The 24,938-nt window shown below is 71.5% G+C and carries 23 protein-coding genes; 11 read left to right on the top strand and 12 right to left on the bottom strand.

Features of this window, described 5'->3' with window-relative positions:
• Positions 1–189 precede the first annotated feature (189 nt).
• Positions 190–2,979, top strand: coding sequence for a penicillin acylase family protein (locus ACIRQH_RS19050; protein WP_404226625.1), 2,790 nt, complete (start codon positions 190–192; stop codon positions 2,977–2,979).
• A gap of 129 nt (positions 2,980–3,108) precedes the next feature.
• Here ACIRQH_RS19050 and ACIRQH_RS19055 read toward each other — a convergent pair whose 3' ends face one another.
• Positions 3,109–4,356, bottom strand: coding sequence for a DUF1343 domain-containing protein (locus ACIRQH_RS19055; RefSeq protein ID WP_358819574.1), 1,248 nt, complete (start codon positions 4,354–4,356; stop codon positions 3,109–3,111).
• A gap of 198 nt (positions 4,357–4,554) precedes the next feature.
• Here ACIRQH_RS19055 and ACIRQH_RS19060 point away from each other — a divergent pair, with 198 nt between their 5' ends.
• The 3 genes from ACIRQH_RS19060 (at position 4,555) to ACIRQH_RS19070 (ending at position 7,678) form a co-directional block, all read left to right on the top strand.
• Entirely contained in the window at positions 4,555–5,319 is a 765-nt protein-coding gene (locus tag ACIRQH_RS19060; RefSeq protein WP_358819575.1) for an SDR family oxidoreductase, read from the top strand.
• Positions 5,316–6,986 carry a class I adenylate-forming enzyme family protein gene (locus ACIRQH_RS19065; RefSeq protein WP_404226626.1) on the top strand — a complete coding sequence of 557 codons (1,671 nt, stop codon included), beginning with the start codon at positions 5,316–5,318 and terminating at the stop codon, positions 6,984–6,986. Before ACIRQH_RS19060 ends, ACIRQH_RS19065 begins: the two co-directional genes overlap by 4 nt.
• A gap of 98 nt (positions 6,987–7,084) precedes the next feature.
• Positions 7,085–7,678: a TetR/AcrR family transcriptional regulator gene (locus tag ACIRQH_RS19070; RefSeq protein WP_355874398.1), complete on the top strand. Its 594-nt coding sequence runs from the start codon at positions 7,085–7,087 to the stop codon at positions 7,676–7,678.
• A 127-nt stretch (positions 7,679–7,805) separates the two neighbouring features.
• Here the strand turns inward: ACIRQH_RS19070 and ACIRQH_RS19075 are convergent, their stop codons facing one another.
• The 5 genes from ACIRQH_RS19075 to ACIRQH_RS19095 all read right to left on the bottom strand — a co-directional run bounded on the left by ACIRQH_RS19075 (position 7,806) and on the right by ACIRQH_RS19095 (position 11,424).
• The gene (locus ACIRQH_RS19075) at positions 7,806–9,020 is read right to left on the bottom strand and encodes an acyl-CoA dehydrogenase family protein (protein WP_358819577.1); all 1,215 of its coding nucleotides are present in this window, start codon (positions 9,018–9,020) and stop codon (positions 7,806–7,808) included.
• 6 nt (positions 9,021–9,026) lie between these two features.
• The gene (locus tag ACIRQH_RS19080) at positions 9,027–10,049 is read right to left on the bottom strand and encodes a phosphotransferase family protein (protein ID WP_358819578.1); all 1,023 of its coding nucleotides are present in this window, start codon (positions 10,047–10,049) and stop codon (positions 9,027–9,029) included.
• A gap of 139 nt (positions 10,050–10,188) precedes the next feature.
• Positions 10,189–10,485 carry a hypothetical protein gene (locus ACIRQH_RS19085; RefSeq protein ID WP_358819579.1) on the bottom strand — a complete coding sequence of 99 codons (297 nt, stop codon included), beginning with the start codon at positions 10,483–10,485 and terminating at the stop codon, positions 10,189–10,191.
• A 220-nt stretch (positions 10,486–10,705) separates the two neighbouring features.
• Entirely contained in the window at positions 10,706–11,035 is a 330-nt protein-coding gene (locus ACIRQH_RS19090; protein WP_388868879.1) for a DUF202 domain-containing protein, read from the bottom strand.
• Complete coding sequence (locus tag ACIRQH_RS19095) at positions 11,032–11,424, bottom strand: DUF202 domain-containing protein (RefSeq protein ID WP_358819581.1); 393 nt, start codon at positions 11,422–11,424, stop codon at positions 11,032–11,034. The genes ACIRQH_RS19090 and ACIRQH_RS19095 overlap by 4 nt, the downstream gene beginning before the upstream one ends.
• 65 nt (positions 11,425–11,489) lie before the next feature.
• Here ACIRQH_RS19095 and ACIRQH_RS19100 point away from each other — a divergent pair, with 65 nt between their 5' ends.
• Positions 11,490–12,296 (top strand): hypothetical protein, encoded by an 807-nt coding sequence (locus ACIRQH_RS19100; RefSeq protein WP_404226628.1) that lies wholly within the window; start codon positions 11,490–11,492, stop codon positions 12,294–12,296.
• Here ACIRQH_RS19100 and ACIRQH_RS19105 read toward each other — a convergent pair.
• On the bottom strand, positions 12,278–12,793 hold the full coding sequence (locus tag ACIRQH_RS19105; protein WP_358819583.1) for an NUDIX domain-containing protein: 516 nt from the start codon (positions 12,791–12,793) through the stop codon (positions 12,278–12,280). The two genes, ACIRQH_RS19100 and ACIRQH_RS19105, sit on opposite strands and share 19 nt — an antisense overlap.
• A gap of 81 nt (positions 12,794–12,874) precedes the next feature.
• A complete protein-coding gene (locus tag ACIRQH_RS19110) occupies positions 12,875–13,768 on the bottom strand; it encodes a DMT family transporter (RefSeq protein ID WP_358819584.1) in 894 nt (297 codons plus the stop codon).
• 298 nt (positions 13,769–14,066) lie between these two features.
• Between ACIRQH_RS19110 and ACIRQH_RS19115 the strand changes: the two genes are divergently transcribed.
• From ACIRQH_RS19115 to ACIRQH_RS19135, 5 genes are all read left to right on the top strand, one after another.
• Complete coding sequence (locus ACIRQH_RS19115) at positions 14,067–15,722, top strand: FAD-binding dehydrogenase (protein WP_388868870.1); 1,656 nt, start codon at positions 14,067–14,069, stop codon at positions 15,720–15,722.
• 285 nt (positions 15,723–16,007) lie between these two features.
• Positions 16,008–16,958, top strand: coding sequence for a hypothetical protein (locus tag ACIRQH_RS19120; protein WP_358819586.1), 951 nt, complete (start codon positions 16,008–16,010; stop codon positions 16,956–16,958).
• Between the two features lie 41 nt (positions 16,959–16,999).
• Positions 17,000–18,565, top strand: a complete 1,566-nt coding sequence (locus ACIRQH_RS19125; RefSeq protein ID WP_388868867.1) for an APC family permease — start codon at positions 17,000–17,002, stop codon at positions 18,563–18,565.
• 123 nt (positions 18,566–18,688) lie between these two features.
• The gene (locus tag ACIRQH_RS19130) at positions 18,689–19,456 is read left to right on the top strand and encodes a molybdopterin-dependent oxidoreductase (RefSeq protein ID WP_358819588.1); all 768 of its coding nucleotides are present in this window, start codon (positions 18,689–18,691) and stop codon (positions 19,454–19,456) included.
• Complete coding sequence (locus tag ACIRQH_RS19135; protein ID WP_388868864.1) at positions 19,440–20,084, top strand: cytochrome b/b6 domain-containing protein; 645 nt, start codon at positions 19,440–19,442, stop codon at positions 20,082–20,084. The genes ACIRQH_RS19130 and ACIRQH_RS19135 overlap by 17 nt, the downstream gene beginning before the upstream one ends.
• A gap of 116 nt (positions 20,085–20,200) precedes the next feature.
• Here ACIRQH_RS19135 and ACIRQH_RS19140 read toward each other — a convergent pair whose 3' ends face one another.
• The gene (locus ACIRQH_RS19140; RefSeq protein ID WP_388868861.1) at positions 20,201–21,598 is read right to left on the bottom strand and encodes a GntP family permease; all 1,398 of its coding nucleotides are present in this window, start codon (positions 21,596–21,598) and stop codon (positions 20,201–20,203) included.
• A gap of 144 nt (positions 21,599–21,742) precedes the next feature.
• A complete protein-coding gene (locus ACIRQH_RS19145) occupies positions 21,743–22,267 on the bottom strand; it encodes a gluconokinase (protein ID WP_388868858.1) in 525 nt (174 codons plus the stop codon).
• A 130-nt stretch (positions 22,268–22,397) separates the two neighbouring features.
• Here ACIRQH_RS19145 and ACIRQH_RS19150 point away from each other — a divergent pair, with 130 nt between their 5' ends.
• The gene (locus ACIRQH_RS19150) at positions 22,398–23,099 is read left to right on the top strand and encodes a FadR/GntR family transcriptional regulator (RefSeq protein ID WP_358819592.1); all 702 of its coding nucleotides are present in this window, start codon (positions 22,398–22,400) and stop codon (positions 23,097–23,099) included.
• A gap of 17 nt (positions 23,100–23,116) precedes the next feature.
• Here ACIRQH_RS19150 and ACIRQH_RS19155 read toward each other — a convergent pair whose 3' ends face one another.
• Positions 23,117–23,491, bottom strand: coding sequence for a YchJ family metal-binding protein (locus tag ACIRQH_RS19155; RefSeq protein WP_358819593.1), 375 nt, complete (start codon positions 23,489–23,491; stop codon positions 23,117–23,119).
• Positions 23,492–23,495: 4 nt separating this feature from the next.
• A complete protein-coding gene (locus tag ACIRQH_RS19160) occupies positions 23,496–24,890 on the bottom strand; it encodes a M1 family metallopeptidase (protein ID WP_358819594.1) in 1,395 nt (464 codons plus the stop codon).
• Positions 24,891–24,938: the final 48 nt, after the last annotated feature.

A 24,938-nucleotide genomic window follows, 5' to 3' on the forward strand; every position in this document is an offset into this window, starting at 1 on the left:
GCTCCATCCGTTTTTCGATGACTGCCATAAGCCACCCGCCGAGTGCCCTCGGCCTGCCTCCCGTTGCTGTCAGCCGCCCGGGGGCGGCGTCCACGGTCGCGATGAATGCTCAAAACTGACGCATGTTCATCTTCAAACTCGGGGATACCGGCGGTAACGTCCGGCCCACCCCAGTCGGTAGGAGCTGACATGCCACCGAGCACCCCACGCACCACCCTGGACAGACTGAGAACTCCCCGCAGATTCCCCAAGTTCCTCAAGGCCGCTTCCCTATGCGTGCTCATTGCCGGTCTTTTGTCGCCGCTTTCCCCGGCGGTCGCCGCCGACACCTCGGCGGCCGCGACGAACGACTACTGCGGCGGTCGGTGTTCGGACATCCTGCCGCCGGGCGAGAACGGCAACGCGACCCTGGCGCAGATCCTGCTCAACCAGGCCTTCGGTACCCAGCCCGGCCACGCGGAGGACCAGCTCACTCCGTACGGCAACCTGGCCTCCGGCTACCCCGCGCTCACCGACACCAAGATCAACGACTTCTTCAACGACGCGTCCTTCGGTGTCGCCCCGGGCCAGGTCGCCTCGACCACCAAGCCCGGCGGGCGCAGTGACGTGACCATCGTGCGGGACAAGAAAACGGGCGTTCCGCACATCACGGGCACCACGCGGTACGGCACCGAGTACGGCGCAGGGTTCGCCGCCGCCCAGGACCGGCTCTGGCTCATGGACGTGTTCCGCCACGTCGGACGCGGCCAGCTGACCGGCTTCGCCGGCGGCGCCCCCTCCAACCAGGGCCTGGAGCAGGAGTTCTGGCGCAACGCGCCCTACACCGAGGCCGACCTGCAGGCCCAGATCGACAGCGCGACCAGCAACGCCGGAGCGCGTGGCGTCCAGGCCCTCGCCGACGCGAAGGCCTACCTCGACGGCATCAACGCCTACATCGACGCCTCCGACAGCGGTCGCTACTTCCCCGGTGAGTACGTTCTGACCGGCCACAAGGACGCCATCACCAACGCCGGCACCATCGACCACTTCCAGCTCACCGACCTGGTCGCGCTGGCCTCCGTCATCGGCTCGCTGTTCGGCTCCGGAGGCGGTGGCGAGGTCAACAACGCCCTCTCGCTGCTCGCCGCCCAGTCCCGGTACGGCGTCACCGAGGGCACCAAGGTCTGGGAGTCCTTCCGCGAGCGCAACGACCCGGAAGCGGCCCTCACCGTGCACGACGGCGAGAGCTTCCCGTACGGCGGCAAGCCGGACAGCGCGCAGGGCCAGGCCCTGCCCGATCCCGGCTCGGTCACCCAGGAGCAGCTCGTCTACGACCGCACCGGCAGCGCCACCGCGGCGAGCGCGACCGGTGCCTCCACCACCGCGGCGAAGACCTCGCTCACCTCGGCCAAGCGGGGAATGTCCAACGCCCTGGTGGTCAGCGGCAAGCACACGGCGAGCGGCCACCCGATCGCCGTCTTCGGCCCCCAGACCGGCTACTTCGCGCCACAGCTGCTCATGCTCCAGGAGATACAGGGCCCGGGCCTGAGCGCCCGCGGCGCCTCCTTCGCGGGCCTGAGCATGTACGTCGAGCTGGGCCGCGGCCAGGACTACTCCTGGAGCGCGACCACCTCCGGCCAGGACATCATCGACACCTACGCCGTCGAGCTGTGCCAGGACGACTACCACTACCTCTACCACGGCACCTGCACGGCGATGGACAAGGTCGAGCGGAGCAACTCCTGGAAGCCGACCGTCGCGGACGGCACCGCCGCCGGCTCGTACCGGATGCAGGTCTACCGGACCAAGTACGGCCCCGTGGAGTACCGCGCGACCGTCGGCGGCAAGAAGGTCGCCTACACCACCCTGCGCTCGTCCTACCTGCACGAGGCCGACTCGATCATCGGGTTCCAGATGCTCAACGACCCGGACTACGTGAAGAGTCCGGCGACGTTCCAGAGCGCGGTGCAGCACATCAACTACACCTTCAACTGGTTCTACGCCGACTCCGCGCACACCGCGTACTACAACAGCGGGGACAACCCGGTGCGGGCCGGTGGGGTCGACACAGAGTTCCCGGTGTGGGCGCGGTCCGCCTACGACTGGCAGGGCTGGGATCCGGCCACCAACACCGCCGCCTACACCCCCGCCTCCCAGCACCCCAACTCCGTGGACCAGGACTACTACGTCTCCTGGAACAACAAGCAGGCCAAGGACTACACGACGGCCTCCTGGGGTGACGGCTCGGTGCACCGCGGCGACCTGCTGGACGACCGGGTCTCCAAGCTGGTCGCGGCCGGCGGCGTGACCCGGACCGCTCTGGTGAAGGCCATGGCCGACGCGGCCCTCGCCGACCTGCGGGCCGAGGACGTGCTCCCCGACCTGCTCAAGGTCGTCAACAGCTCCCCGGTCACCGACCCCACGGCCGCCGCGGCGGTGGGCAAGCTGAACGCCTGGCTGACCGCGGGCGCGAAACGCACGGAGACCTCGGCCGGCTCGCACGCCTACGCCGACGCCGACGCGATCCGCATCCTGGACGCCTGGTGGCCGCTGCTGGTCAAGGCGGAGTTCCAGCCGGGGCTCGGCAACGACCTGTACACCGCCTTCGGCAGCAACCTGCCGATCGACGAGGCCCCGTCCGCCGGACACGGGCCGACCGGCTCGCACGCCGGAAGCTCGTTCCAGTACGGCTGGTGGAGCTATGTCGACAAGGACATCCGGGCGGTGCTGGGGGAACCCGTGCAGGGCGGTCTGTCGCAGAAGTACTGCGGCGGCGGCAGCCTCAGTGCCTGCCGGGACGCCCTGGTCGGCACGCTGAAGGAGGCGGCGGGCAGGACCGCGGCCGTCGTCTACCCCGGCGACGACCAGTGCTCGGCCGGCGACCAGTGGTGCGCCGACTCGATCGTCCAGCGGGCGCTCGGCGGCATCAAGCACGGCAAGATCACCTGGCAGAACCGGCCGACCTACCAGCAGGTCGTCGAGTTCACCGGACACCGGTGAGCCGGGGACCGCGCCGATAGGCGCGGTCGCACCGGACCGGGGGCGGACCGCGGAAGCGGCCCGCCCCCTTGGGCGTCATACCGACCGTCTCCCCGGACCGGCGGCCGACCGGCCCGGCCGAGAACGCGGTCACCTGTAGAGCAGGTACTCCTTGCGCGTCCGGCGGAACGCGCCGAGTTCGTCCTGCCAGGCGGCCACGACCTCGTCCGTGCTCGCGCCCGCGTCGATCATCGTGCGCACCTGCGTGGAGCCCGTCAGCTTGTCGATCCAGTTGTCGGAACGCCAGGCGAAGCCGTTCCAGACCTTCCGGGCGGTCACCAGGAGCGCGATCCCCGTGCGGACCGGGTCGTACGCCGCACGGTCGTGCACATGGATCTGGACGCCCCCGACGGTCTTGCCCTCGAACTTGGAGAACGTCGGCGCGAAGTACGCCTCTCTGAAGTACACGCCGGGCAGCCCCAGTTCACCCGCCGCCGCGGCCCAGCGCCCGTCCACGCCCTCCGCGCCGAGCAGCTCGAAGGGCCGGGTCGTGCCCCGCCCCTCCGACAGGTTCGTCCCCTCGAAGAGACATGTCCCCGAGTACACGAGGGCGGTGTCGGCCGTCGGCATGTTCGGGCTCGGCGGCACCCACGGCAGCCCCGAGGCGTCGTAGAAGTCGCTCCGCCGCCAGCCCGACATCAGCACGGTGTCCAGCTCGACGGGCTTCGCGAGGAACTCCCCGTTGAACAGCCGGGCCAGCTCCGCCACCGTCATCCCGTGCGCCTGCGCGATCGGCTGCCGGCCGACGAAGGTCGCGAACTCCTTGTGCAGGACCGGCCCGAGGGCGGCCCGGCCGGTGACCGGGTTCGGCCGGTCGAGCACCACGAACCGCTTCCCGGCGAGGCGGGCCGCCTCCATGCAGTCGTACAGCGTCCAGATGTACGTGTAGAACCGCGCCCCCGCGTCCTGGATGTCGAACACGACCGTGTCCACGCCGGAGGCCGTGAAGACGTCGGCGAGGGGCTGCCCGCTCTTCAGGTACGTGTCGTAGACGGGCAGCCCGGTCGCCGGGTCGTCGTAGCGGCCCTCGGACCCGCCCGCCTGCGCGGTGCCGCGGAAGCCGTGCTCGGGCCCGAAGACGGCGGTCAGGTCAACCCGGTCGTCGGCGTGCATGACGTCCACGATGTGCCGGACGTCGCGGGTGACCCCGGTCGGGTTGGTGACCACGCCGACGCGGCCGCCGCTCAGCGAGGCGTACCCGGAGGCGGCGAGCCGCTCGAATCCCGTGCGGAGCCGGTGGCCGGGGTTCGTGGCCGGCACGGACGCCGCGGCGGGCAGCGGGGTCAGGGCCGCGGCGGCGGTGCCGGCCGCGAGCAGTGACCGTCGGGACATGCGCATGGTGTGACCTCCGTGATCGCGGAAGGTTGGCACGTGCACGCTAAGCGTTCGCGGCTGAAGTTCGTAGACCGCCGTTCCGTTTCTCCCGTCGTGGCTCGTCACGCGACCGTCGGCGCGCGCCGGGAGCCCCTTCCCTAGTCACATACCGACTGGTTAGTCTGGCGTCGCAGCAGTGCCGTGTCGCGTCGAAGGAGACCGATGGTGGGAGCCGTGCAGAGTGCGGGAGTGGTCGTCACCGGAGCGGGAGGTGGCATCGGAGCCGCGCTGGCCCGACGCTTCGCCGCCGAGGGGGCGCGGGTCGTCGTCAACGACCTCGACGCCGCGAAGTCGAAGGCCGTCGCGGACGAGATCGGCGGGATCGCGGTGCCCGGGGACGCGTCCCTGATCATCGAGGAGGCCCGCGACGCCCTCGGCGGCAGCGTGGACGTCTACTGTGCGAACGCCGGGGTCGGCTCGGGCGGTTCCGAAGCGGCCGGCGAGGACGTCTGGGCCCTCGCCTGGGACGTCAACGTCATGGCCCATGTGCGCGCCGCCCACGCCCTCCTGCCGGACTGGCTGGAGCGCGGCAGCGGCCGGTTCGTCTCCACCGTCTCCGCCGCGGGCCTGCTCACCATGATCGGCGCCGCGCCGTACAGCGTCACCAAGCACGGGGCGTACGCCTTCGCCGAGTGGCTCTCCCTCACCTACCGTCACCGCGGGGTGAACGTGCACGCGATCTGCCCGCAGGGCGTGCGCACCGACATGCTCGCCGCCACCGGCAGCGCGGGCGACCTGGTGCTCAGGCCGACCGCCATCGAGCCCGAGGGTGTCGCCGACGCGCTGATGAAGGGGATCGAGGAGAACCGCTTCCTGATCCTGCCGCACCCCGAGGTCGCCGGGTACTACCAGGCACGCGCCGCGGACCCCGACCGCTGGATGACGAACATGAACCACCTCCAGCAGAAGTGGGAGACCACCGAGTGACCAGCTACGCCGACCGGCCCTGGGTGGCCCTGCTCAACGACGCCCAGCGCGCGCCGGTGCACCCCGCCGACACCCTGGTCCACGCCCTCCGGGACGCCGTCGCGCACACCCCGGACCGCACCGCCCTCGCCTACTTCGACGGGCGGCTGAGCTACCGCGAGGTCGACGAGCTGAGCGACTCCGTCGCGGGGCACCTCGCCGGGCGCGGCCTCCGGCGCGGCGACCGGGTGGCCGTCCTGCTCCAGAACTCCCCGCAGTTCGTCCTCGCCCTGCTCGGCGCCTGGAAGGCCGGCGCGACGGTCGTGCCGGTCAACCCGATGTACAAGGCGGGGGAGGTCCGGCACGTCCTGCACGACGCCGAGGTGACCGCCCTCGTCTGCTCCGACCGCGCCTGGGACACGTATCTGCGCGAGACGGCCGCCGACTCGCCCGTGCGGATCGTCCTGACCGCCTGCGAACTGGACCTCCAGACCCGGGGCGACACCCGCGTGCTGTCCTTCGAGCGGCTGCCCCTCGACGCGGGCGCCGACGACCTCGTGGCCGTCGCCCGGCAGGGCCACGCCGCCCCGGAGGACCGCGACCTCGGCCCGTCCGACATCGCCCTCATCAGCTACACCTCGGGCACCAGCGGCACCCCCAAGGGGGCCACCAACACGCACGGCAACATCATGTACAACGCCGAGCGGCAGCGGACCGGGCTCGCCCTGCCCGAGGCGCCCGTGTACTTCGCGATGGCACCGCTGTTCCACATCACCGGCATGGTCTGCCAGCTCGCGGCCTGTCTCAACAGCGAGGGCACGCTCGTCCTCGCCTACCGTTTCGAGGCGGGTGTCGTCCTCGACGCCTTCACCGAGCACCGGCCGCTCTACACCGTGGGGCCCTCCACCGCCTTCATGGCGCTGGCCGCCCACCCCTCGGCCACACCGGACCACTTCTCCTCGTTCGTGAACATCTCCTCCGGCGGCGCGCCGCTGCCGCCCGCCCTCGTCGAGAAGTTCCGCGCCGGCTTCGGCCCGTACATCCGCAACGGCTACGGGCTCACCGAGTGCACCGCGCCCTGCGCCTCCGTGCCGCCCGACCTGGAGGCGCCCGTCGACCCCGTCTCCGGAACGCTGGCCGTCGGTGTGCCGGGCCCCGACTCGGTCGTCCGCATCGTCGACGACCTGGGCCAGGACGTCCCCTTCGGGGAACAGGGCGAGATCCTCGTGCGCGGCCCGCAGGTCGTGCCCGGCTACTGGCGGCGCCCCGACGCCACCGCCGAGACCTTCCCGGACGGCGAACTCCGCACCGGTGACATCGGCTTCATGGACACCGACGGCTGGCTCTACGTCGTCGACCGCAAGAAGGACATGATCAACGCGTCCGGGTTCAAGGTCTGGCCGCGCGAGGTCGAGGACGTCCTCTACACCCACCCCTCGGTCCGTGAGGCGGCCGTCGTCGGGATCCCCGACGGCTACCGCGGCGAGACCGTCAAGGCCTACATCAGCCTGCGGCCGGGCACCTCCGAGGACCCCGACGCGCTCGCCGCCTGGTGCAAGGAGAGACTGGCCGCCTACAAATATCCGCGGCTGGTGGTGATCCTGCCCGAACTGCCGAAGACGGCGAGTGGGAAGATCCTGCGGCGGGAACTGCGTTCCCGCACGGAGGACTCCCAGGACTCCCCGTAGTCCGCGGGGCCGACGGCTCCCGGGGAGCCCAGCGCTTCCCGGGAACGCCCCGAGGACGACAGCGATCGATGTGAACGTACGGAAGGCAGGTGGCGGCAGTGCCCAGGACGACGGACGGTGACGGTACGCCCGTCCCGCAGCGGCTGCTGGCCGCCGCCACCCGGCTCTTCGCCGAGCAGGGCTACGACCGGACCTCCGTGCAGGAGATCGTCGAGGCGGCGGGCGTCACCAAGGGGGCGCTCTACCACTACTTCGGCTCCAAGGACGACCTGCTGCACGAGGTCTACGCGCGCGTGCTGCGTCTCCAGCAGGAGCGGCTCGACGCCTTCGCGGACTCGGACGCGCCCGTGGAGGAGCGGCTGCGGGGCGCGGCGGCCGACGTGGTCGTCACCACCATCGACAACCTCGACGACGCCTCGATCTTCTTCCGCTCCATGCACCACCTCGGCCCGGAGAAGCTCAAGCAGGTGCGCTCCGAGCGGCGCCGCTACCACGAGCGGTTCCGTGCGCTGATCGAGGAGGGCCAGAAGAAGGGCGTCTTCTCCACGGCCACCCCGGCCGACCTCGTCGTCGACTACCACTTCGGCTCGGTCCACCACCTGTCGACGTGGTACCGCCCGGACGGCCCCCTCGCCCGCCAAGAGGTGGCCGACCACCTGGCGGACCTCCTGCTCCGCGCCCTGCGCCCGTAACGAGGTCTCGCGCCGGACGGTCTGGAACCAGCCCCTCCGACGGCTGAGGAGCGGGGCTGCGGGCGCGGTGCCCCCAAGTGCACGACCGGCGGGGCGGGGCGAGAACTCCGCCCCGCCCCCGGCCGCGTCACGCGTACTTCTTGATCTCCCGGTACGCCAGCGAACGCTGGTGGACCTCGTCCGGCCCGTCGGCGAGCTTCAGCGTCCGCGCGCTCGCCCAGAGCTCGGCCAACGGGAAGTCCTGGCTCACCCCGCCCGCACCGTGCAGCTGAACAGCCTTGTCGAGGATGTCGACGACCGTGCGCGGAGTGGCGATCTTGATGGCCTGGATCTCCGTGTGGGCGCCCTTGTTGCCGACGGTGTCCATCATCCAGGCGGTCTTCAGGACCAGCAGACGCAGCTGCTCGACGGCGACCCGCGCGTCGGCGATCCAGTTCTGCACGACGCCCTGCTGGGCCAGCGGCTTGCCGAACGCCGTACGGGACACCGCCCGCCGGCACATCAGCTCGATGGCCCGCTCGGCCATGCCGATCAGCCGCATGCAGTGGTGGATCCGGCCCGGACCGAGGCGCGCCTGAGCGATGGCGAAACCGCCGCCCTCCTCGCCCACCAGGTTGGCCGCCGGGACCCGGACGTGGTCGAAGACGACCTCGGCGTGCCCGCCGTGCGAGTGGTCCTCGTAGCCGTACACCTGCATGGCACGGCGGACCTCCAGGCCCGGTGTGTCCCGCGGGACCAGGACCATCGACTGCTGGCGGCGGATGTCCGAGCCGTCCGGGTCCGTCTTGCCCATCACGATGAAGATCTTGCAGTCGGGGTTCATCGCCCCGGAGATGTACCACTTGCGGCCGGTGACGACGTACTCGTCGCCCTCCCGCTCGATGAGCGTGGTGATGTTCGTCGCGTCGGAGGAGGCGACCTCGGGCTCGGTCATCGCGAACGCGGAGCGGATCTCACCGGCCAGCAGCGGCTCCAGCCACTGCTTCTTCTGCCGCTCGTCACCGAACTGCGAGAGCACCTCCATGTTGCCGGTGTCCGGCGCGGCGCAGTTCAGCGCGGTGGGCGCCAGGTGCGGGCTGCGGCCGGTGATCTCGGCGAGGGGCGCGTACTGGAGGTTGGTGAGGCCGGCACCGTACTCGGAGTCCGGCAGGAAGAGGTTCCACAGGCCCTGCCTGCGCGCCTCGGCCTTCAACTCGCCGACCACGGCGGGCGTGTCCCACGGCGAGGCCAGCAGGGCGCGCTGCTCCTCGGCGACGGCCTCCGCCGGATAGACGTACTCGTCCATGAAGGCGAGCAGCTTCTGGCGCAGCTCTTCGGTGCGCGCGTCGAATCCGAAGTCCATGGCGGATCAGCCCTCCTGAAGGGTGGTCAGGCCGTGCTCGATGAAGACGGGCGTCAGTTCGCCGATGCGGTCGAAGCCCGCGCCGACCGTCTGGCCCTTGGTGTAGCGGTAGTGGATGCCCTCCAGGATCACGGCGAGCTTGAACCAGGCGAAGGCCGTGTACCAGGAGACCGCGGACACGTCGCGCCCCGAGCGCGCGGCGTACCGCTCGACGATCTCGGCCGCCTCCGGATGCCCGGCGGCCGAAGCGGTCGTGCTGATGGGGGAGTTCGGCAGTTCCAGGCGCGTGCTGTACATGACGAGCAGCCCCAGGTCGGTGAGCGGATCGCCGAGGGTGGACATCTCCCAGTCCAGGATCGCCCTGATCCGGTCGTCGGGCCCGATCAGCACGTTGTCGAGCCGGTAGTCGCCGTGCACGACCGTGGCCGCGGGGGAGACCGGCAGTTCGCGCCCGAGGGCCGCGTGCAGTTCGTCGATGCCCGGCAGCTCGCGGTTGCGGGACGCGTCCAACTGCTTTCCCCAGCGCCGCAGTTGCCGGTCGAGGAAACCCTCCGGTCGGCCGAAGTCCGCGAGCCCGACCTCGGCCGGGTCCACCGCGTGCAGTTCCACCAGCGTGTCCACCAGGCCGAGCACCGCGTCGCGCGTGCGCTCCGGGCCGAGCGGGGCGAGCTGGTCGGCGGTGCGGAAGGGTGTGCCCTCCACGAACTCCATGACGTAGAACGGGGCGCCGAGCACCGACTCGTCCTCGCAGAGCAGCAGGGCGTCCGGGACCGGCACGGCCGTCGGGTGCAGCGCGCTGATCACCCGGTGCTCGCGCTTCATGTCGTGCGCGGTGGCCAGCACATGGCCGAGCGGGGGCCGACGTACGACCCACCGCGAGGCGCCGTCGGAGACCGCGTAGGTGAGGTTGGACCGTCCGCCCTCGATCAGCCGGCCGGTCAGCGGGCCGTTCACCAGCCCGGGCCGCTCACGGTCGAGCAGGTCGCGCAACCGGTCGAGATCGAGACCTGGCGGGTGGTCCGGACTCATCTTTGCTCCTCAGCACACGGAAACGGGTCGTGACCATGATGCCGACCAGTCGGTATGTCGTCCAGCGGCTGTGCGAAACGTGATCGGCGTCTCCCCCGGAGTGTCCGGAACCGGGGGAGACGCCGTCGGAGCGCAGAGGTCAGTGGTCGTCCCAGTGGCCCTCGTGCTCGGCGTGCCGGTGACCCTCGTGCAGGTAGTCGACGTGGTCGCGGTGCGGGACGGCCGGGTGTCCGCAGCCCTCGCCGTGCTGGTGGGAGTGGGTCTCGTGCGCCACGTGGCCGCTCGGCTCGCACTCGTCCCAGTGACCCGCGTGCTCGCGGTGCAGGTGCCCGTCGTGCGCGTAGTCGACGTGGTCCCCGTGCCGCACCTCGGAGTGACCGCAGTCCGGGCCGTGGGTGTGCTGGTGGGTGGGGTGCTCCTGGTGAAGGGTGGTCATCGTGCTCACCTTCGGCTGGCGTGAAGTGGGTGGTCCGTCCGTCTCCGGAGCGGGGCGGAACGACACCTCAGGCTATCGCCGCGAAGGGGTGCGTATCGGGTCATTGACGTTCATTGCGAACCATGTGGCGTCCGAGGGACTGACGAACACCCGAGCCGCGTCGCGTACGCCCGCGGGGCCGGAGACCGCCTACGGTCGGCGCCCGATCCGGACGCCGGCGCTAGAACACCAAGGCGACCGCGCACACCGCGAGGACGAGCGTGCACGCCGCGGTGGCCACCGCGTGCCGGGGGGAGAGAAGGGCGGGGCCGGCCGGGCCCGCGAGGGCCAACGTCCGGATGCGGCGGTGGGCGAGAGCGAGGAAGCACAGCCACAGGACGCAGGCGACCGCGCACGCCGCGATCCCGGCCGTCGAGTCCCTGTCCTGAAGCGCCGCCTTCGCGGCGAGCACGGCGACCACGGTGCTGGACAGGGTCGTACGCCGCCAGGCGAGCCGGGTGCGTTCGGGCTGGAGACCGGGGTCCCGCTCCTCGCGCGCCGGCGGGGTCATCCGGCCCAGCCGGCGAGGACCACGACGATCATCGCGACCGCGACGACCGCCACGGCGATGCTGAGCACCGCCGGGAACCCCGACACCGGCAGATCCTCGCCGCGCCGCATCGCCCGCTCGCAGCGCACCCAGTGGTTGACGGCCCGCAGGGAGCAGAGCACCCCCGCCGCCAGCAGTGCGAGAGCGAGGCCCGCACGCCAGGCCCAGCGCAGATCCGGCAGGAACTGGTCCACCGCGAAGCCTCCGCCGATCAATGCGAGGGCGGTGCGCAGCCAGGCCAGAAAGGTCCGCTCGTTGGCCAGGGAGAACCGGTAGTCCGGTGTCCCGCCCTCCTCCCGGATCTGCTGGGGCGCGAACCACAGCCGGACATTACGCACGAGTTCGATCACGCCCAGGACCCTACCGGGAGTCCGCGACGCGCCGGTGTCGGTGCCGCCCGCTACCGTCCGGGGCCATGGACGATCCCCTGTCGCCGCCCGGCTTCGCCCCGCCCGGCTTCACCGTCGCCCCGGCCGAGCACCTGCTGCGCCTTCCCGGCTTCTGGCCCGCCTACTACGGGCCCACCTGGGACGCCTTCGCGGACGAGCCGGAGCTGTTCGGGGCGGACGGCGCGGACGTCGACGCCGCCGCGGACGCGCTGTACGGGCCGGCGGACCCGTGGCCCGCGTACCGGCTTCCCCTGGAAGGCGGCCACGTCCTGTGGATCGTCCACAGCAACCACCCGGACGACTCCAGCACGGACTACCTCATCACCCATCCCGCGTGGTCCCGCCCCGGCCACCTGGCCTCGATCGAAGGGCACTTCAGCGGACCCGGGCTGTCCTGGACCGAACTGTCGGCCGTCGCCGGCTCCGCCCCGCCGGGCGCCGAGGGCGTGCTCGACCCGGACACGCGGCTGCTGCTGTTGCTCCCGGCGTTCGGTGACGCGGGAGCGCCGCCCGAGGCGGCGGTGCGGCGGATCACCGACGCGCTGACGTCGGCAGGCATGGCCGCCGACGAGGCACGGGCCGCCGCCGGGCGATTCCTGGACCACCCCTACTGGGACGGCCCCACCTGGACGGTGCAGGGCAGGAGCCCGCTCAGCGGCACCACCGCGGAGCCGAGCCCGCTCCCGCTGTGCGACGGGCCGCGCAGCCCGCGCACCGTCCCGCTCGCCCGGGGCATCACCGCGGACCAGGAGCGCGCCCTGGCCGCCGTGCTCGCCGGCCGGCACCCCGCGGTGGGCCCGGGACGGCCGGACGGTCAGTCCATCGCCCGGTAGTCCCTGAGCCGCTCGTGGGCCGCGAGGCCGTCGGGAACCCAGGTCCAGTCCTCCAGCCTGGCCTCCACCTCCTCGTCGGTGAGGAAGTCGTGCCAGGCGACCTCCTCCACCTGCGGGTCCACCGGCAGGTCGCAGAGGACCTCGTAGACGGCGGACCACCACGTCCGGCCGGCCCCGTCGTCGTACAGGAACCGGAAGAGGGGGGTCGGCCGGGGGAGCCCGGAGACGCCGAGTTCCTCCTCGGCCTCGCGCAGCGCCGCGTCGTCGTAGGACTCGCCCGCGCCGACGACCCCGCCGACGAACATGTCGTAGAAGGAGGGGAACACCAGCTTGGTCGGGGTACGCCGGTGGACGAAGACCCGGCCCCGGGCATCCCGCGCCTGGATGAACACGCACCGGTGACGCAGCCCGCGCTCGTACGCCTCCCCCCGCCGGGACTGCCCGATGACCTGGTCGTTCTCGTCCACGATGTCGAGGATCTCGTCAGCGGCACTCATGGGCCCCATCCAAGCAGCCCCACCGCGCCGCCGGACGTCGCCGCGGTGGGGCAGAGGCACGCGTGTCCACGGCGGGGCGCGTCAGTGCGGCTGGAGGTCCCGAGAGTGCTCCGGCTCGGCCGTGCCCGAGGGCATCGCCGGGTGCATCCCGAGCAGGATGATCCCCACCACGACCCCCGCCAGCCCCGCGGCCTGCCAGGCGAGGGCGCCCGCGTCGGTGCGGAGCTGGTCGCCGAGGAAACCCACCCCGCAGACGATGCCGGCCAGCGGCTGGGCGGCGGTGAGCGCGGGCAGCGACATCCGCAGCGGAGCGGTCTCGAAGGCGCTCTGGACCAGGATGAGCCCGGTCACGCCGAGGACGAGCACCGTGTACGGCTGCCAGCCGGTGAGCAGCTCGGACCAGCCGCCGTCGCCGAACCGCTGGCCGCTCACCCGGGTGAGCGCGTCCTGCAGGCCGTACAGCAGGCCGGCGGCGGTGGCGAGCAGCACGGGTCCCGCGCTCAGCCGGGAGCGTTTCGCGTAGGTGGTCAGCAGCAGGGCGAGTCCGACCACGATCCCGATGATCAGCCAGTGCCGCAGCGGGTCGTCGATGGCCTCGCCGCCCTGCGGCTGCCCGGCGACGATGAACGCCGAGACACCGCCCGCGAGCAGGAGGAGCCCGGCCCAGCCCTGCCGGCCCAGCGGCTGTTTGGTCTGGTGGCGGGAGAGCGCCAGCGCGAAGAGGAGATTCGTGGCGAGGAGCGGCTCCACCAGGGAGACCTCGCCCTTGCCGAGCGCGATCGCGCCGAGCACCATGCCGCACACCATGAGCCCGATGCCGCCCAGCCAGCGCGGGACCCGGACGAGGTCCAGCAGGATGCGGGGGGAGAGGAAGTCACTCAAGGGGGCGTGCGAGGCGGCGTTCTGCTGGAGCACGAACCCGAAGCCCAGGCAGCAGGCCGCGCTCACTGCGAGGACCAGAACGAGAACCGACACGCTGGGTACCTCGATACATCGGGGTCGGGGGGCCACGGTGCGTTTCCCGCCGACTTTAGTGCCATGGGCCGGGGCCCGCCCCGGGAGTCCCGAGAACCAGGCGGTTGACTCGGTCACCTTTCTTGCCGAAGGATCTGACCGATCAGTAACAACGGCTGGTCGCCCGTCGTGGCCGACCACCACACTTCCAATGTCTCATCAACCAGCGACGCTGCCGATCGGTTCGTGACAAACGTCATCAAGTCGTCCCCGGGCGCCGATCCGATCCGACCAGTCGGAATGCCGAGAGGACGGGCCCATGGCCTACGACGCAGATGTGATCGTCATCGGAGCGGGCCTTGCGGGGCTCGCGGCGACCGCCGAGCTCGTCGACGCGGGCCGCAAGGTGATCCTCCTCGACCAGGAGCCCGAGCAGTCGATCGGCGGACAGGCGCACTGGTCGTTCGGCGGGCTCTTCTTCGTCGACTCGCCCGAGCAGCGCCGCCTGCGGATCAAGGACAGCCACGCCCTCGCCCTCCAGGACTGGATGGGCACGGCCGGCTTCGACCGTCCGGAGGACCACTGGCCGCGCCGCTGGGCCGAGGCGTACGTCGACTTCGCGGCCGGCGAGAAGAGGTCCTGGCTGCACGGTCAGGGCGTGCGCTTCTTCCCGGTGGTCGGCTGGGCCGAACGCGGGGGCTACGACGCCACCGGGCACGGCAACTCCGTGCCGCGCTTCCACATCACCTGGGGGACCGGACCCGGCCTCGTCGCGCCCTTCGAACGCCGGGTGCGCGAGGGCGTCGCCCGCGGCCTCGTCGAGCTGCGGTTCCGCCACCGGGTCACCGGTCTGTCCCGTAGCGCGGGCTCCGTCGACACCGTCACCGGCGAGGTCCTGGAGCCGTCCGGCGTCGAGCGCGGCAAGGCCAGCGGCCGCGACGTCACCGGCGCCTTCGAACTCCGCGCCCAGGCCGTGATCGTCACCTCCGGCGGCATCGGCGGCAACCACGACCTCGTCCGCGCCAACTGGCCCGAGCGCCTCGGCACCCCGCCCGAGCGGATGATCTCCGGCGTGCCCGCGCACGTCGACGGCGCGATGCTCGGGATCGCCGAGGAGGCGGGCGCGCGCCTCATCAACCGCGACCGGATGTGGCACTACACCGAGGGCATCCAGAACTGGAACCCCATCTGGGACAAGCACGGCATCCGCATCCTGCCGGGACCGTCCTCCCTCTGGCTGGACGCGCGCGGCAAGAGGCTGCCGGTCCCGCTCTTCCCCGGCTTCGACACGCTCGGCACCCTCGAACACATCATGCGCACCGGCCACGACTACACCTGGTTCGTGCTCGACCAGAAGATCATCGGCAAGGAGTTCGCGCTCTCCGGCTCGGAGCAGAACCCCGACCTGACCGGCAAGTCGATCCGCGACGTCATCGGGCGCGCCCGCGCCGACGTGCCCGCCCCGGTGAAGGCGTTCATGGACCACGGCGCCGACTTCGTCGTGGAGAAGGACCTCGCCGCCCTGGTGCGCGGGATGAACGCCCTCACCAAGGAGCCGCTCATCGACGAGGCAGAGCTGCGCCGCGAGATCGTGGCGCGCGACCGGGAGATCGCCAACCCGTTCACCAAGGACCTCCAGGTCATGTCCATCCGCGGGGCCCGCAAGTACCTGGGGGACAAGCTGATCCGCACCGCGAGTCCGCACCGCATCCTCGACCCCAAGGCGGGCCCCCTGATCGCCGTCCGCCTCAACATCCTGACCCGCAAGACCCTCGGCGGCCTGGAGACCGACCTCTCCTCGCGCGTGCTGACCGAGGGCGGCGACGCGTTGCAGGGCGTGTACGCGGCCGGTGAGGCCGCCGGGTTCGGCGGCGGCGGTGTGCACGGATACCGGTCCCTGGAAGGCACGTTCCTCGGTGGGTGCCTCTTCTCCGGCCGGACGGCGGGCCGCGCGGCGGCCGGGGCGGTCGGCTGAGCGGGAGCCCGCGCGGTGGGCAAGTACAGAAGCCCGCGCGGTGGGCCGAGTACGGAAGGCAGAGCGGTGGGCCGAGTGTGACACCCGTACGGAGGTCGGACATCGAGGGACGTCCGACCTCCTGAGGACGCTTCGGGACGATGGGGGCGGTGGGGGTCAACTCCGCCGCACGCCACGTCAGTTGACACGTGTAGCGAATTGGCCGGCTCTTGACTTGAACTCTGGCTGAGGGTTTGCTGTCCGTGATCACTCTCTGACGAACCGCGCCTGTGAGGTTGAGCAGCGGTGTCACCACCCCCGCCACCCCTGGGCCGCGGCCGCAAGCGTGCGGCCCAGTCGTTCGACGCCGCCCTCGACGACGCCGAACTCGTCGCCGCCCGCGCCTCGTTGAGCCAGGGTCGGTGGACCGCCGTCCGGGCCCTGCTCGCCGGGACCGGCGAGGACTGGGACCGCCGCGGACACCGCCTCACCGTGCTCGCGCAGGAGTCCGCCACCCTCGCCTGGGCCCGTGACTGGCAGCTCGCCGAACCGGAGTCCCCCGACGCGGCCGTCCTGCTCGGCTGCGCCACCGTCGAGCGCGCCCTGAACGGCAAGGAGCGCCCCGAACGCGCCCGCGACGCCTGCCGGGCCGCGGCGGCGCTCGCCCCCGCCGACCCCACGCCCTGGCTCGGCCTGCTCCTCCTGGAGCGCTCGCTCGGCGCCGAGGAGGACGTGGTCCGGCTCTTCGACGAGGTGCGCCACCGGCACGCCGACCACCACCACGCGCACCACCTGATGGTCGCGCGCCTCGCCGAACGCCGCGCGACCGCCGGCCAGGACCCGCTGCACGAGGTCTACGACTTCGCCAACTGGGCCGCCGAGCAGGCCCCCGCCGACTCGCCGCTCGCGATCCTCCCCGTCGTCGCGCACGCCGAGCGCTTCCGGGTGCTCGCCGCCGCCGGGAGCGAACCCGCCGATCCGGTGGCCTCCGGGCACTGGGTCGGACGCCGGGCCCGGCAGGTGATGAAGGCCGCCTTCGACTGGTGGCTGGAGTGGGAGCGCGACGACCACCCGCGGCGCCTCGTCGACCTCAACTTCCTGGCCCACGCCAAGACCTGCGAGGGCCGGGGCGCGGAGGCCGCCGCCCTTTTCCACCGCATCGGCGAGCACGCCACCCCGGCTCCCTGGTCCTACCCGGACCGTGATCCGTACACAGCCTTCCGTACCGCACGCGACAGCGCGCTCGGCACGGTGTGAACGCCCCCCGACGACCTGACATCCGAAAGGACGACCCCGCGATGACGACGGGCAGTTCGAGCACATCGAGTACGTCGAGCACGGGAAGACCGGCCGCCGACGAGGCCGGCATCAGCACGTTCAAGGGACAGGACCGCGCCCTGCGCGCCGGCCGCCTCGGCACGGGGGGCCTGCTGCTGTCGGTCCTCGCGGCGACCGCCCCCCTCATGGTCGTCGCGGGTGTCATGCCCACCACATTCGCGGTGATGGGCATCGTCGGACAGCCGCTGCTCTTCGTCATCCTCGGTGTCGTCCTGGTGCTCTTCAGCATCGGGTACGCCGAGATGAGCCGGCACGTCCACAACGCGGGCGCCTTCTACGCGTACATCTCCCGCGGACTCGGCGGCACCCCCGGCGCTGCCGCGGCGGCGGTCGCCCTGGTCGCCTACAGCGCGCTCCAGGTCGGCATCTACGGACTCTTCGGCTTCGAGGTCTCCGGCCTGTTCGCCACCTACCTCGACACCGAGCTGGTCTGGTGGATCCCCGCGCTGGCCGCCGTCCTCGTCGTCGGCGCACTGGCCTGGCTGAAGATCGACGTCAACGCCTGGGTGCTCGGCGTACTGCTGGTCATCGAGGTCGCCCTCGTCGTCGTCTTCGACATCGCGGCCGTCGCGGACCCCGCCAAGCAGGGACTGTCGCTGCACGCGTTCAACCCGGACACCCTCACCGGAGCCGGCGTCGGCACCGCGCTGTGCTTCTGCATCGCGGCCTTCACCGGCTTCGAACAGGCGCCGGTCTACGCGGAGGAGACCAGCCGCCCGCACATCCTGGTCCCGCGCGTCATGTTCCTCGCGATCGGCTTCGTCGCCGTCTTCTTCGCGATCAGCTCCTGGGCGCTGACGGTGGCCACCGGACCCTCCGCGATCGTCGGGACGTCCCAGAAGCAGAGCGCCGGACTGCTGTTCTTCCTCACCGAGTCCCGGCTCGGCACCACCTTCACCGACGTCCTGCACGTGCTCTTCGTGACCGGCATGTTCGCGGCGCTGCTCAGCTTCCACAACGTCGTCTCGCGGTACGCCTTCGCCATGGGCCGCGAGGGACTGCTGCCCGCCGCCTTCGGCCGGACCACGGAGTCCAGCGGCGCCCCCGGCACCGGCTCGCTCCTGCACACCGTCGTCTCCCTGGTCGTGGTCGGCGGCTTCGCGCTGGCCGACGACAAGCCGACCGGCGACCCGACCGCACCCGTGCTGCACCTCTTCACCTGGGGCGGCAACGTCGGGGCGCTCGGCGTCATCCTCCTGATGGCGGCCGCCTCGCTGTCGGTCATCGTGTTCTTCGTCCGCCGCGGCGCCGCCCGCGCCCAGGCCTGGCGCCTGGTCACCTCCGCCGTCGCCGGCGTCGCCCTGCTCGTCATCGTGGTCTACACCGTCAAGGACTTCGACGTCCTGGTCGGCACCGGTCCGGGCTCCACCCTCAGCTGGCTGCTGCCCGCCGTCATCGGGGCGGCCGCGATCGTCGGACTGGTCCAAGGGCTCGTGCTGCGTTCCCGCAAGCCCGAGACGCACGGCCGGATCGGCCTCGGCAACGAGGCGTTCCAGTTGGACAAGGCGGCCGAATCCACCTCCTGAGGCGGCCCGCACGTCCTGTTCGGAGCCCCGTGCTTCGAACAGGACGTGAGAAGAGATGACGGAACGCTGACGAGCACCCGCCACCGCTGGCCTTTTGGGGGTCGCGGGTGCTCGAATCAATGAGTGAACACTGAACGGCCCGGCGAACCGGACCCCGAGCGGCCCGACGAGCCCGCCCGTCCCGAGGAGCGCGGCAAGCCCATCGGCCGACGCGTGCTGCTCGGCACCCTCGGACTCGGCGCTCTCGGCGTGCTGACCGCGCCGACCCTCCAGCGCACCATGGAGTCCTTCCTGGCCGGCGCGTCCGAGAAGGACCCCACGGGCCTGACGGGACTGCTGCCCAACGGCGGTGGCTTCCGCTACTACTCGGTGACCTCCTCCGTCCCGCACAAGAACGAGACGAACTACCGGCTCACCGTCGACGGCCTGGTCGACCACCCCGCCTCCTACACGTTGGCCGACCTGCGCGCCCTGCCGCAGACCCGGCTGGTCCACGACGTCCAGTGCGTCACGGGCTGGCGGGTTCCCGGTACTCCCTTCGAGGGTGTCCGCCTGTCCGACCTGCTCGACGCCGCGGGCGTCCGCGCGTCGGCCGGGGCGGTCCGCTTCACCTGCTTCGACGGCGCCTACTCCGAGTCCCTGACGCTCCGCCAGGCGCGCCGCCCGGACGTCCTGGTGGCCACGCGCATGCAGGACAAGCCCCTCGGCCACAACCACGGCGGCCCCGCCCGCCTCTACGTCGCGCCGATGTACTTCTACAAATCCGCCAAGTGGCTCTCCGGCATCACCGTCACCGAGGACGTCCGTCCCGGGTACTGGGAGGACCGGGGGTACGACGTCGACGCCTGGGTCGGCCGTTCGAACGGACGCGACGATGAACCCACGAGCTGACGGCGCCCCGGACGTGTCCGCCGCCCCCGCCCCGTCCCGCCAGGTCCACCGCTTCACCCGGGCCGAACACTGGGTGCACCGTGTCACGGCCCTGCTCATGGGCGTGTGCGTGGTCACCGCGGCCTGCCTCTACGTTCCCCAGCTCGCCGAACTCGTCGGCCGCCGCGAACTCGTCGTCCGCGTCCACGAATGGGCCGGCCTGATGCTCCCGGTCCCGGTCGTCGCGGGCCTCGCCTCCCGCGCGTTCCGCCGCGACCTCGGTCATCTCAACCGCTTCGGCCCGCACGACCGCATGTGGCTGCGGGCCGCGCTGCGCCGCGACAAGCACCGGGACTCCCGCCCGGCGGCCAAGTTCAACGCGGGGCAGAAGGTCTACGCCGCCTGGATCGCCGGCGCCACGCTCGTCATGGTGGGTACCGGGCTGCTGATGTGGTTCACCCACCTCACCCCGCTGATGTGGCGCACCTCGGCGACCTTCGTGCACGACTGGCTGGCCCTGACGATCGGCATCGTCCTCGCGGGTCACATCGGCATGGCGCTGGGCGACCCGGAGGCCCGACGGGGTCTGCGCACGGGCTCGGTGAGCCGCGAGTGGGCCGAACGGGAACACCCCCTGTGGCGTCCGTGATCCGTACGGGACCCGCCCGGCGGCCGTGAGCCGCACGGCAGGACGCCGCCGCGGCTGAGGAGGGCCCGCCGGGCAGGGGGCGGGGCCGGAAGTCCGGACCCGCCCCCTGCGCCGGGCTAGACGACGAGGGACAGCAGCAGCACCAGGCTGCCCGCCACCACCGAGATGATCGTCTCCATGACGGACCAGGTCTTGATGGTCTGGCCGACGTCCAGGCCGAAGTACTCCTTCACCAGCCAGAAGCCCGCGTCGTTGACGTGGCTGAAGAAGAGCGAGCCCGAGCCGATCGCGAGGACCAGCAGGGCGGTGTGCGTGGTCGACATGTCGGCCGCCAGGGGTGCCACCAGACCGGCCGCCGAGATGGTCGCGACCGTCGCCGAGCCCGTCGCCAGCCGGATGATCACGGCGATCAGCCAGGCGAGCAGCAGCGCGGGGATCGACCAGTCCTTGGAGATGTCCAGGATCATCTGGCCCACGCCGGAGTCGATCAGGGTCTGCTTGAAGCCGCCGCCCGCGCCCACGATCAGCAGGACACCGGCGATGGGGGCGAGGGACTTCTCGACGGTCGTCGAGATGCGGTCCCGGGTGAAGCCGGCCGCGCGGCCGAGGGTGAACATGCCCACGATCACGGCGGCGAGCAGCGCGATGAGCGGTGCTCCGACGATGTCGAAGACGCGCTGCGTCATGTTCGCCGGGTCGTCGACGACGATGTCCACGAGCGCCTTGGCCAGCATCAGCACGACGGGCAGGAGCATGGTGGCGAGCGTGGCGCCGAAGCTGGGGCGCTTTTCCAGGTCCTCGGAGGCGCGCTGCGGGATCATGCGGTCGGGCGCCTGGACGTCCACCCAGCGGGCGGCGTAACGCGAGAACACCGGGCCGGCGATGATCACCGTCGGGATGGCGACCAGGACACCGAGCGCGAGGGTGATGCCGAGGTTCGCCTTGACCGCGTCGATCGCGACCAGCGGACCGGGGTGCGGCGGGATCAGACCGTGCATCACCGACAGGCCCGCGAGGGCCGGGATGCCGATGCGCATCAACGAGTAGTTGCCGCGCCGCGCGACCATCAGGACCACCGGGATCAGCAGCACGATGCCGACCTCGAAGAACAGCGGCAGGCCGATCACGGAGGCGATCAGCACCATCGCCCACGGCATGGCGCGGCCGCCCGCCTTCGCCAGGATGGTGTCGACGATCTGGTCGGCGCCGCCCGAGTCGGCGAGCAGCCGGCCGAGTATCGCGCCGAGGGCGATCAGCACGCCCACGCCGGCCACGGTCGACCCGAGTCCGCCCGAGAAGCTGACGATGACCTTGTCGAGCGGGGCTCCGGCGAACGCGCCGAGGGCCAGCGAGCCGATGGTCAGGGCCAGGAAGGCGTGCAATTTGAACTTGGTGATGAGCAGGACGATGACGGCGATGCCCGCCAGCACGGCTATGCCCAGTTGAGCGTGGCCCGCCGAGGTGATCGGTTCGACGGTGTCCGCTGCCAGCATCTCGACACTGAGTCTGGTCACGGTGATTCCCTTGCTTGTGGAAGGTCGCGGGGGAAGGTGGTGCGAGGTGCCGCTCCCGGGAGGAGGCAGCGCTGAGTCCGTCGCCGACGCTTCGCGCGCGAGGTGATGCGGCGAAGAGGAGGCGCCCGACGTGAAGGGGTGTGGTTACTGCGGCGGTGCGAGGTGCGCGAGCGCGGCCACGGTCCGCTCGGTGATCTCGGTGGGGTCGCCGGAGACGTCCACCTCGACTCCCGCCTCGTCCGCCGCCAGCGGCTGGAGCGTGGCGAACTGGGAGTCCAGGAGCGCGGTGGGCATGAAGTGGCCCTTGCGGTGCGACATCCGGTCCTCGATGAGCTCGCGGTCACCGGTGAGATGCACGAAGGCGACCCCGGGGGCGGCGGCACGCAGCCGGTCCCGGTAGCCGCGCTTGAGCGCCGAGCAGCTGACCACGCCGCCGAGGCCGGCCCGGTCGTGCGCCCACCGGCCGATGGCGTCCAGCCAGGGCGCCCGGTCGTCGTCGGTCAGCGGCGTCCCGGCCGACATCTTGGCGATGTTGGCCTGCGGGTGGAAGTCGTCGCCCTCGGCGTACGGAACACCGAGCCGGGCCGCGAGCAGCGGACCGATGGTGGTCTTGCCGGTACCGGCGACGCCCATGACCACAAGGACATGAGGGGTGGGACTGTGCTGCATCGGGCTCTCGCTGTCTTCGTCGACATCTGATGTCGACGCCACTGAAACGCATTAGGTACGACAAATTCAAGAGTCTGTGACGTATAAGTCTGACTTTTTGATTGTGGCGTCCGCCTCGTACGCTGACTTCATGACCACACGGGGCCGGGGGCTGCACGGACATGTACTGGAATCCCTCGGGCCGGCCATCACGGCGGGCGACTACCCGCCGGGAAGCGTCCTACGCACCGACGAACTCGCCCAGCGCTTCGAGGTGTCCCGCTCCGTGATGCGCGAGGCGGTCCGGGTCCTCGAGTCCATGTACCTGGTCGAGTCCCGCCGCCGCGTCGGCGTGACGGTCCGCCCCAAGTCCGAGTGGAACGTCTTCGACCCCCAGGTCATCCGCTGGCGACTGGCCGGCGCCGACCGCCCCCACCAGCTCCGTTCCCTCACGGTGCTGCGCTCCGCCGTCGAACCGGTCGCCGCCGGACTCGCCGCCCGTTACGCCACCGCCGCACAGTGCGCGGAGCTCACCGAATGCGCGCTGGGCATGGTCGCCACCTCACGCGGCCACCAACTGGAGGGCTACCTCCTCCACGACGTCGCCTTCCACCGCGTGATCCTCAACGCGTCCGGCAACGAGATGTTCGCCCGCCTCGGGGACGTCGTCGCGGAGGTCCTGTCCGGCCGGACCCACCACGAGGTCATGTTCGCGGACCCCGACCCCGCCGCCGTCACCCTGCACGTCAAGGTCGCCGAGGCCGTCCGCGAGGGCGACGCCACGCTCGCCGAGCAGCTCACGCGGGAGATCACGGTCGGCGCACTCCAGGAACTGGACATCCTGGCGCCCTGACAGGCCGGCCCCGACGGTCAGTCGAGGAACTCCCCGTCCACGTACACCCAGGCGCCGTCGGCCCGCTCGAACCGGCTGCGCTCGTGCAGCGAACCGCCCCGGTAGGAGGCGCGGAAGGTCACGGTCCCGGTCGTGTGGAACGCCGAGCCCTGCTCCGCGCCGAGGATCTCCAGGCCCGTCCACCGCATCCCGGGGTCGAACTCCACCCGGGCCGGACGCGTCCGCGGATGCCAGGTCCGCAGCAGATAGGCCTCGTCCTCCTGGACGAAGGCGCAGTACCGCGACCGCATGAGGGCCTCGGCACTCCGCGCCGCGGACTCACCGCGGTGGAAGCGCCCGCAGCAGCGCGCGTACGGCTCGGCGAGCCCGCAGGGGCAGGAACGGCTGGTCATCGCGTCATTCTCCCCGGACCCGGGCCGAGTCGGCGTTCGTGGGCGGATAGCTCGGCCGGGCCGGCAGCTGCGCGGCGGGCGGGGGCAGCGGCGGGAGCGCCCTCTCGTACAGCCACGCCGTGAAGAGGTCGTCCAGCGGCTCGGCCGCGTAGCGCGCGACGTGCCTGGTGAACACGGACGTGGTGACCACGCCGCTCCGGTGCAGGGCGGTCCAGCCGCGCAGCATGCGGAAGAACGCCTCGTCGCCCAGCGCGCAGCGGATCGCGTGCACGGTGAGACCGCCGCGCTCGTAGAGCCGGTCGTCGAACATCAGCTTGCGGCCCGGGTCGGACAGCAGCAGATCCTGCGGCTGCGCGGACAGCTTGCGGTGCGCGGCCGTCGCCAGCCGGTGGGCCGTGCGTCCGCCGGAACGCTCCGACCACAGCCACTCCGCGTACTTCGCGAGACCCTCGTTCAGCCAGATGTGCCGCCAGTCGGCGATCGACACGCTGTTGCCGAACCACTGGTGCGCCAGCTCGTGCGCGATCAGCCGCTCCGAACCCCGCGCGCCGTCCACGTGGTTGGCGCCGAACAGCGACAGTCCCTGCGCCTCGACCGGGACGTCGAGCTCCTCCTCGGTCACCACCACCGCGTACTCACCGAACGGATACGGCCCGAAGAGGTCCTCGAACAGTTCCATCATCGCGGGCTGCCGCGCGAAGTCCCGGGAGAACTCAGGGAGCAGCCGCGCGGGCAGATGCCCGGACTGGGGTACGCCCACGAGGCCCGGATCGCCGAGCAGTACCGTCTGGTACTTGCCGATCGACAGGCCGACCAGATAGCTGGAGGTCGGCGCCGCCTGTTCGTACACCCAGGTCGTCGTGGAGGCCTTCGTCGTCCGCGTCAGCAGACGTCCGCCCGCCACCACCGCGTACGCGGACGGCGTGGTGATCGAGATCTGGTACGCGGCCTTGTCGGCCGGCCGGTCGTTGCACGGGTACCAGGACGGCGCACCGACCGGCTGGCTCGCCACCAGCGCCCCGTCCTCCAGCTCCTCCCACCCGATCCCGCCCCACGGGCTGTTCACCGGCTTGGGGTTGCCCGACCACTGCACCTCGACGGTGAACGCGGCACCGGCCCGGACCGGCTTCGGCGGACGGACCCGCAGCCGGCCGCCGCGGTGCGTGTAGTGCGGCGCCTTCCCGTCGACCCGGATCCGGCCGATCCGGAAGTCCGCCAGGTTCAGCTGGAACTCGGTGAGCGCCGAGCGGCCCGCTATGGCGTTGAGCCGCGCGGTGCCGGAGAGCCGGTTCGGGGCGGGGCGGTAGTCCAGCGCCAGTTCGTACCGGTGCACCCGGTAACGGGGATCGCCGTTGGCCGGGAAATAGGGGTCCGGTCCCGCTGTCTGCTGAACGCTCACTGCTGCGACTGCTCCCTGCCCTGTGCTCGGCGTACCGCTGTACCGCCC

Source organism: Streptomyces sp. NPDC102279, from assembly GCF_044766365.1.
Taxonomy (GTDB): domain Bacteria; phylum Actinomycetota; class Actinomycetes; order Streptomycetales; family Streptomycetaceae; genus Streptomyces.

Excerpts from the sequence above, each read along its gene's own strand:
- ACIRQH_RS19080 (WP_358819578.1), bottom strand. The coding sequence starts at position 10,049 with ATGAGTCCGGACCACCCGCCAGGTCTCGATCTCGACCGGTTGCGCGAC.
- ACIRQH_RS19115 (WP_388868870.1), top strand. The coding sequence starts at position 14,067 with ATGGCCTACGACGCAGATGTGATCGTCATCGGAGCGGGCCTTGCGGGG.
- ACIRQH_RS19055 (WP_358819574.1), bottom strand. The coding sequence starts at position 4,356 with ATGCGCATGTCCCGACGGTCACTGCTCGCGGCCGGCACCGCCGCCGCG.
- ACIRQH_RS19085 (WP_358819579.1), bottom strand. The coding sequence starts at position 10,485 with ATGACCACCCTTCACCAGGAGCACCCCACCCACCAGCACACCCACGGC.
- ACIRQH_RS19090 (WP_388868879.1), bottom strand. The coding sequence starts at position 11,035 with ATGACCCCGCCGGCGCGCGAGGAGCGGGACCCCGGTCTCCAGCCCGAA.
- ACIRQH_RS19100 (WP_404226628.1), top strand. The coding sequence starts at position 11,490 with ATGGACGATCCCCTGTCGCCGCCCGGCTTCGCCCCGCCCGGCTTCACC.
- ACIRQH_RS19125 (WP_388868867.1), top strand. The coding sequence starts at position 17,000 with ATGACGACGGGCAGTTCGAGCACATCGAGTACGTCGAGCACGGGAAGA.
- ACIRQH_RS19135 (WP_388868864.1), top strand. The coding sequence starts at position 19,440 with ATGAACCCACGAGCTGACGGCGCCCCGGACGTGTCCGCCGCCCCCGCC.
- ACIRQH_RS19105 (WP_358819583.1), bottom strand. The coding sequence starts at position 12,793 with ATGAGTGCCGCTGACGAGATCCTCGACATCGTGGACGAGAACGACCAG.
- ACIRQH_RS19075 (WP_358819577.1), bottom strand. The coding sequence starts at position 9,020 with ATGGACTTCGGATTCGACGCGCGCACCGAAGAGCTGCGCCAGAAGCTG.
- ACIRQH_RS19150 (WP_358819592.1), top strand. The coding sequence starts at position 22,398 with ATGACCACACGGGGCCGGGGGCTGCACGGACATGTACTGGAATCCCTC.
- ACIRQH_RS19060 (WP_358819575.1), top strand. The coding sequence starts at position 4,555 with ATGGTGGGAGCCGTGCAGAGTGCGGGAGTGGTCGTCACCGGAGCGGGA.
- ACIRQH_RS19155 (WP_358819593.1), bottom strand. The coding sequence starts at position 23,491 with ATGACCAGCCGTTCCTGCCCCTGCGGGCTCGCCGAGCCGTACGCGCGC.
- ACIRQH_RS19145 (WP_388868858.1), bottom strand. The coding sequence starts at position 22,267 with ATGCAGCACAGTCCCACCCCTCATGTCCTTGTGGTCATGGGCGTCGCC.
- ACIRQH_RS19050 (WP_404226625.1), top strand. The coding sequence starts at position 190 with ATGCCACCGAGCACCCCACGCACCACCCTGGACAGACTGAGAACTCCC.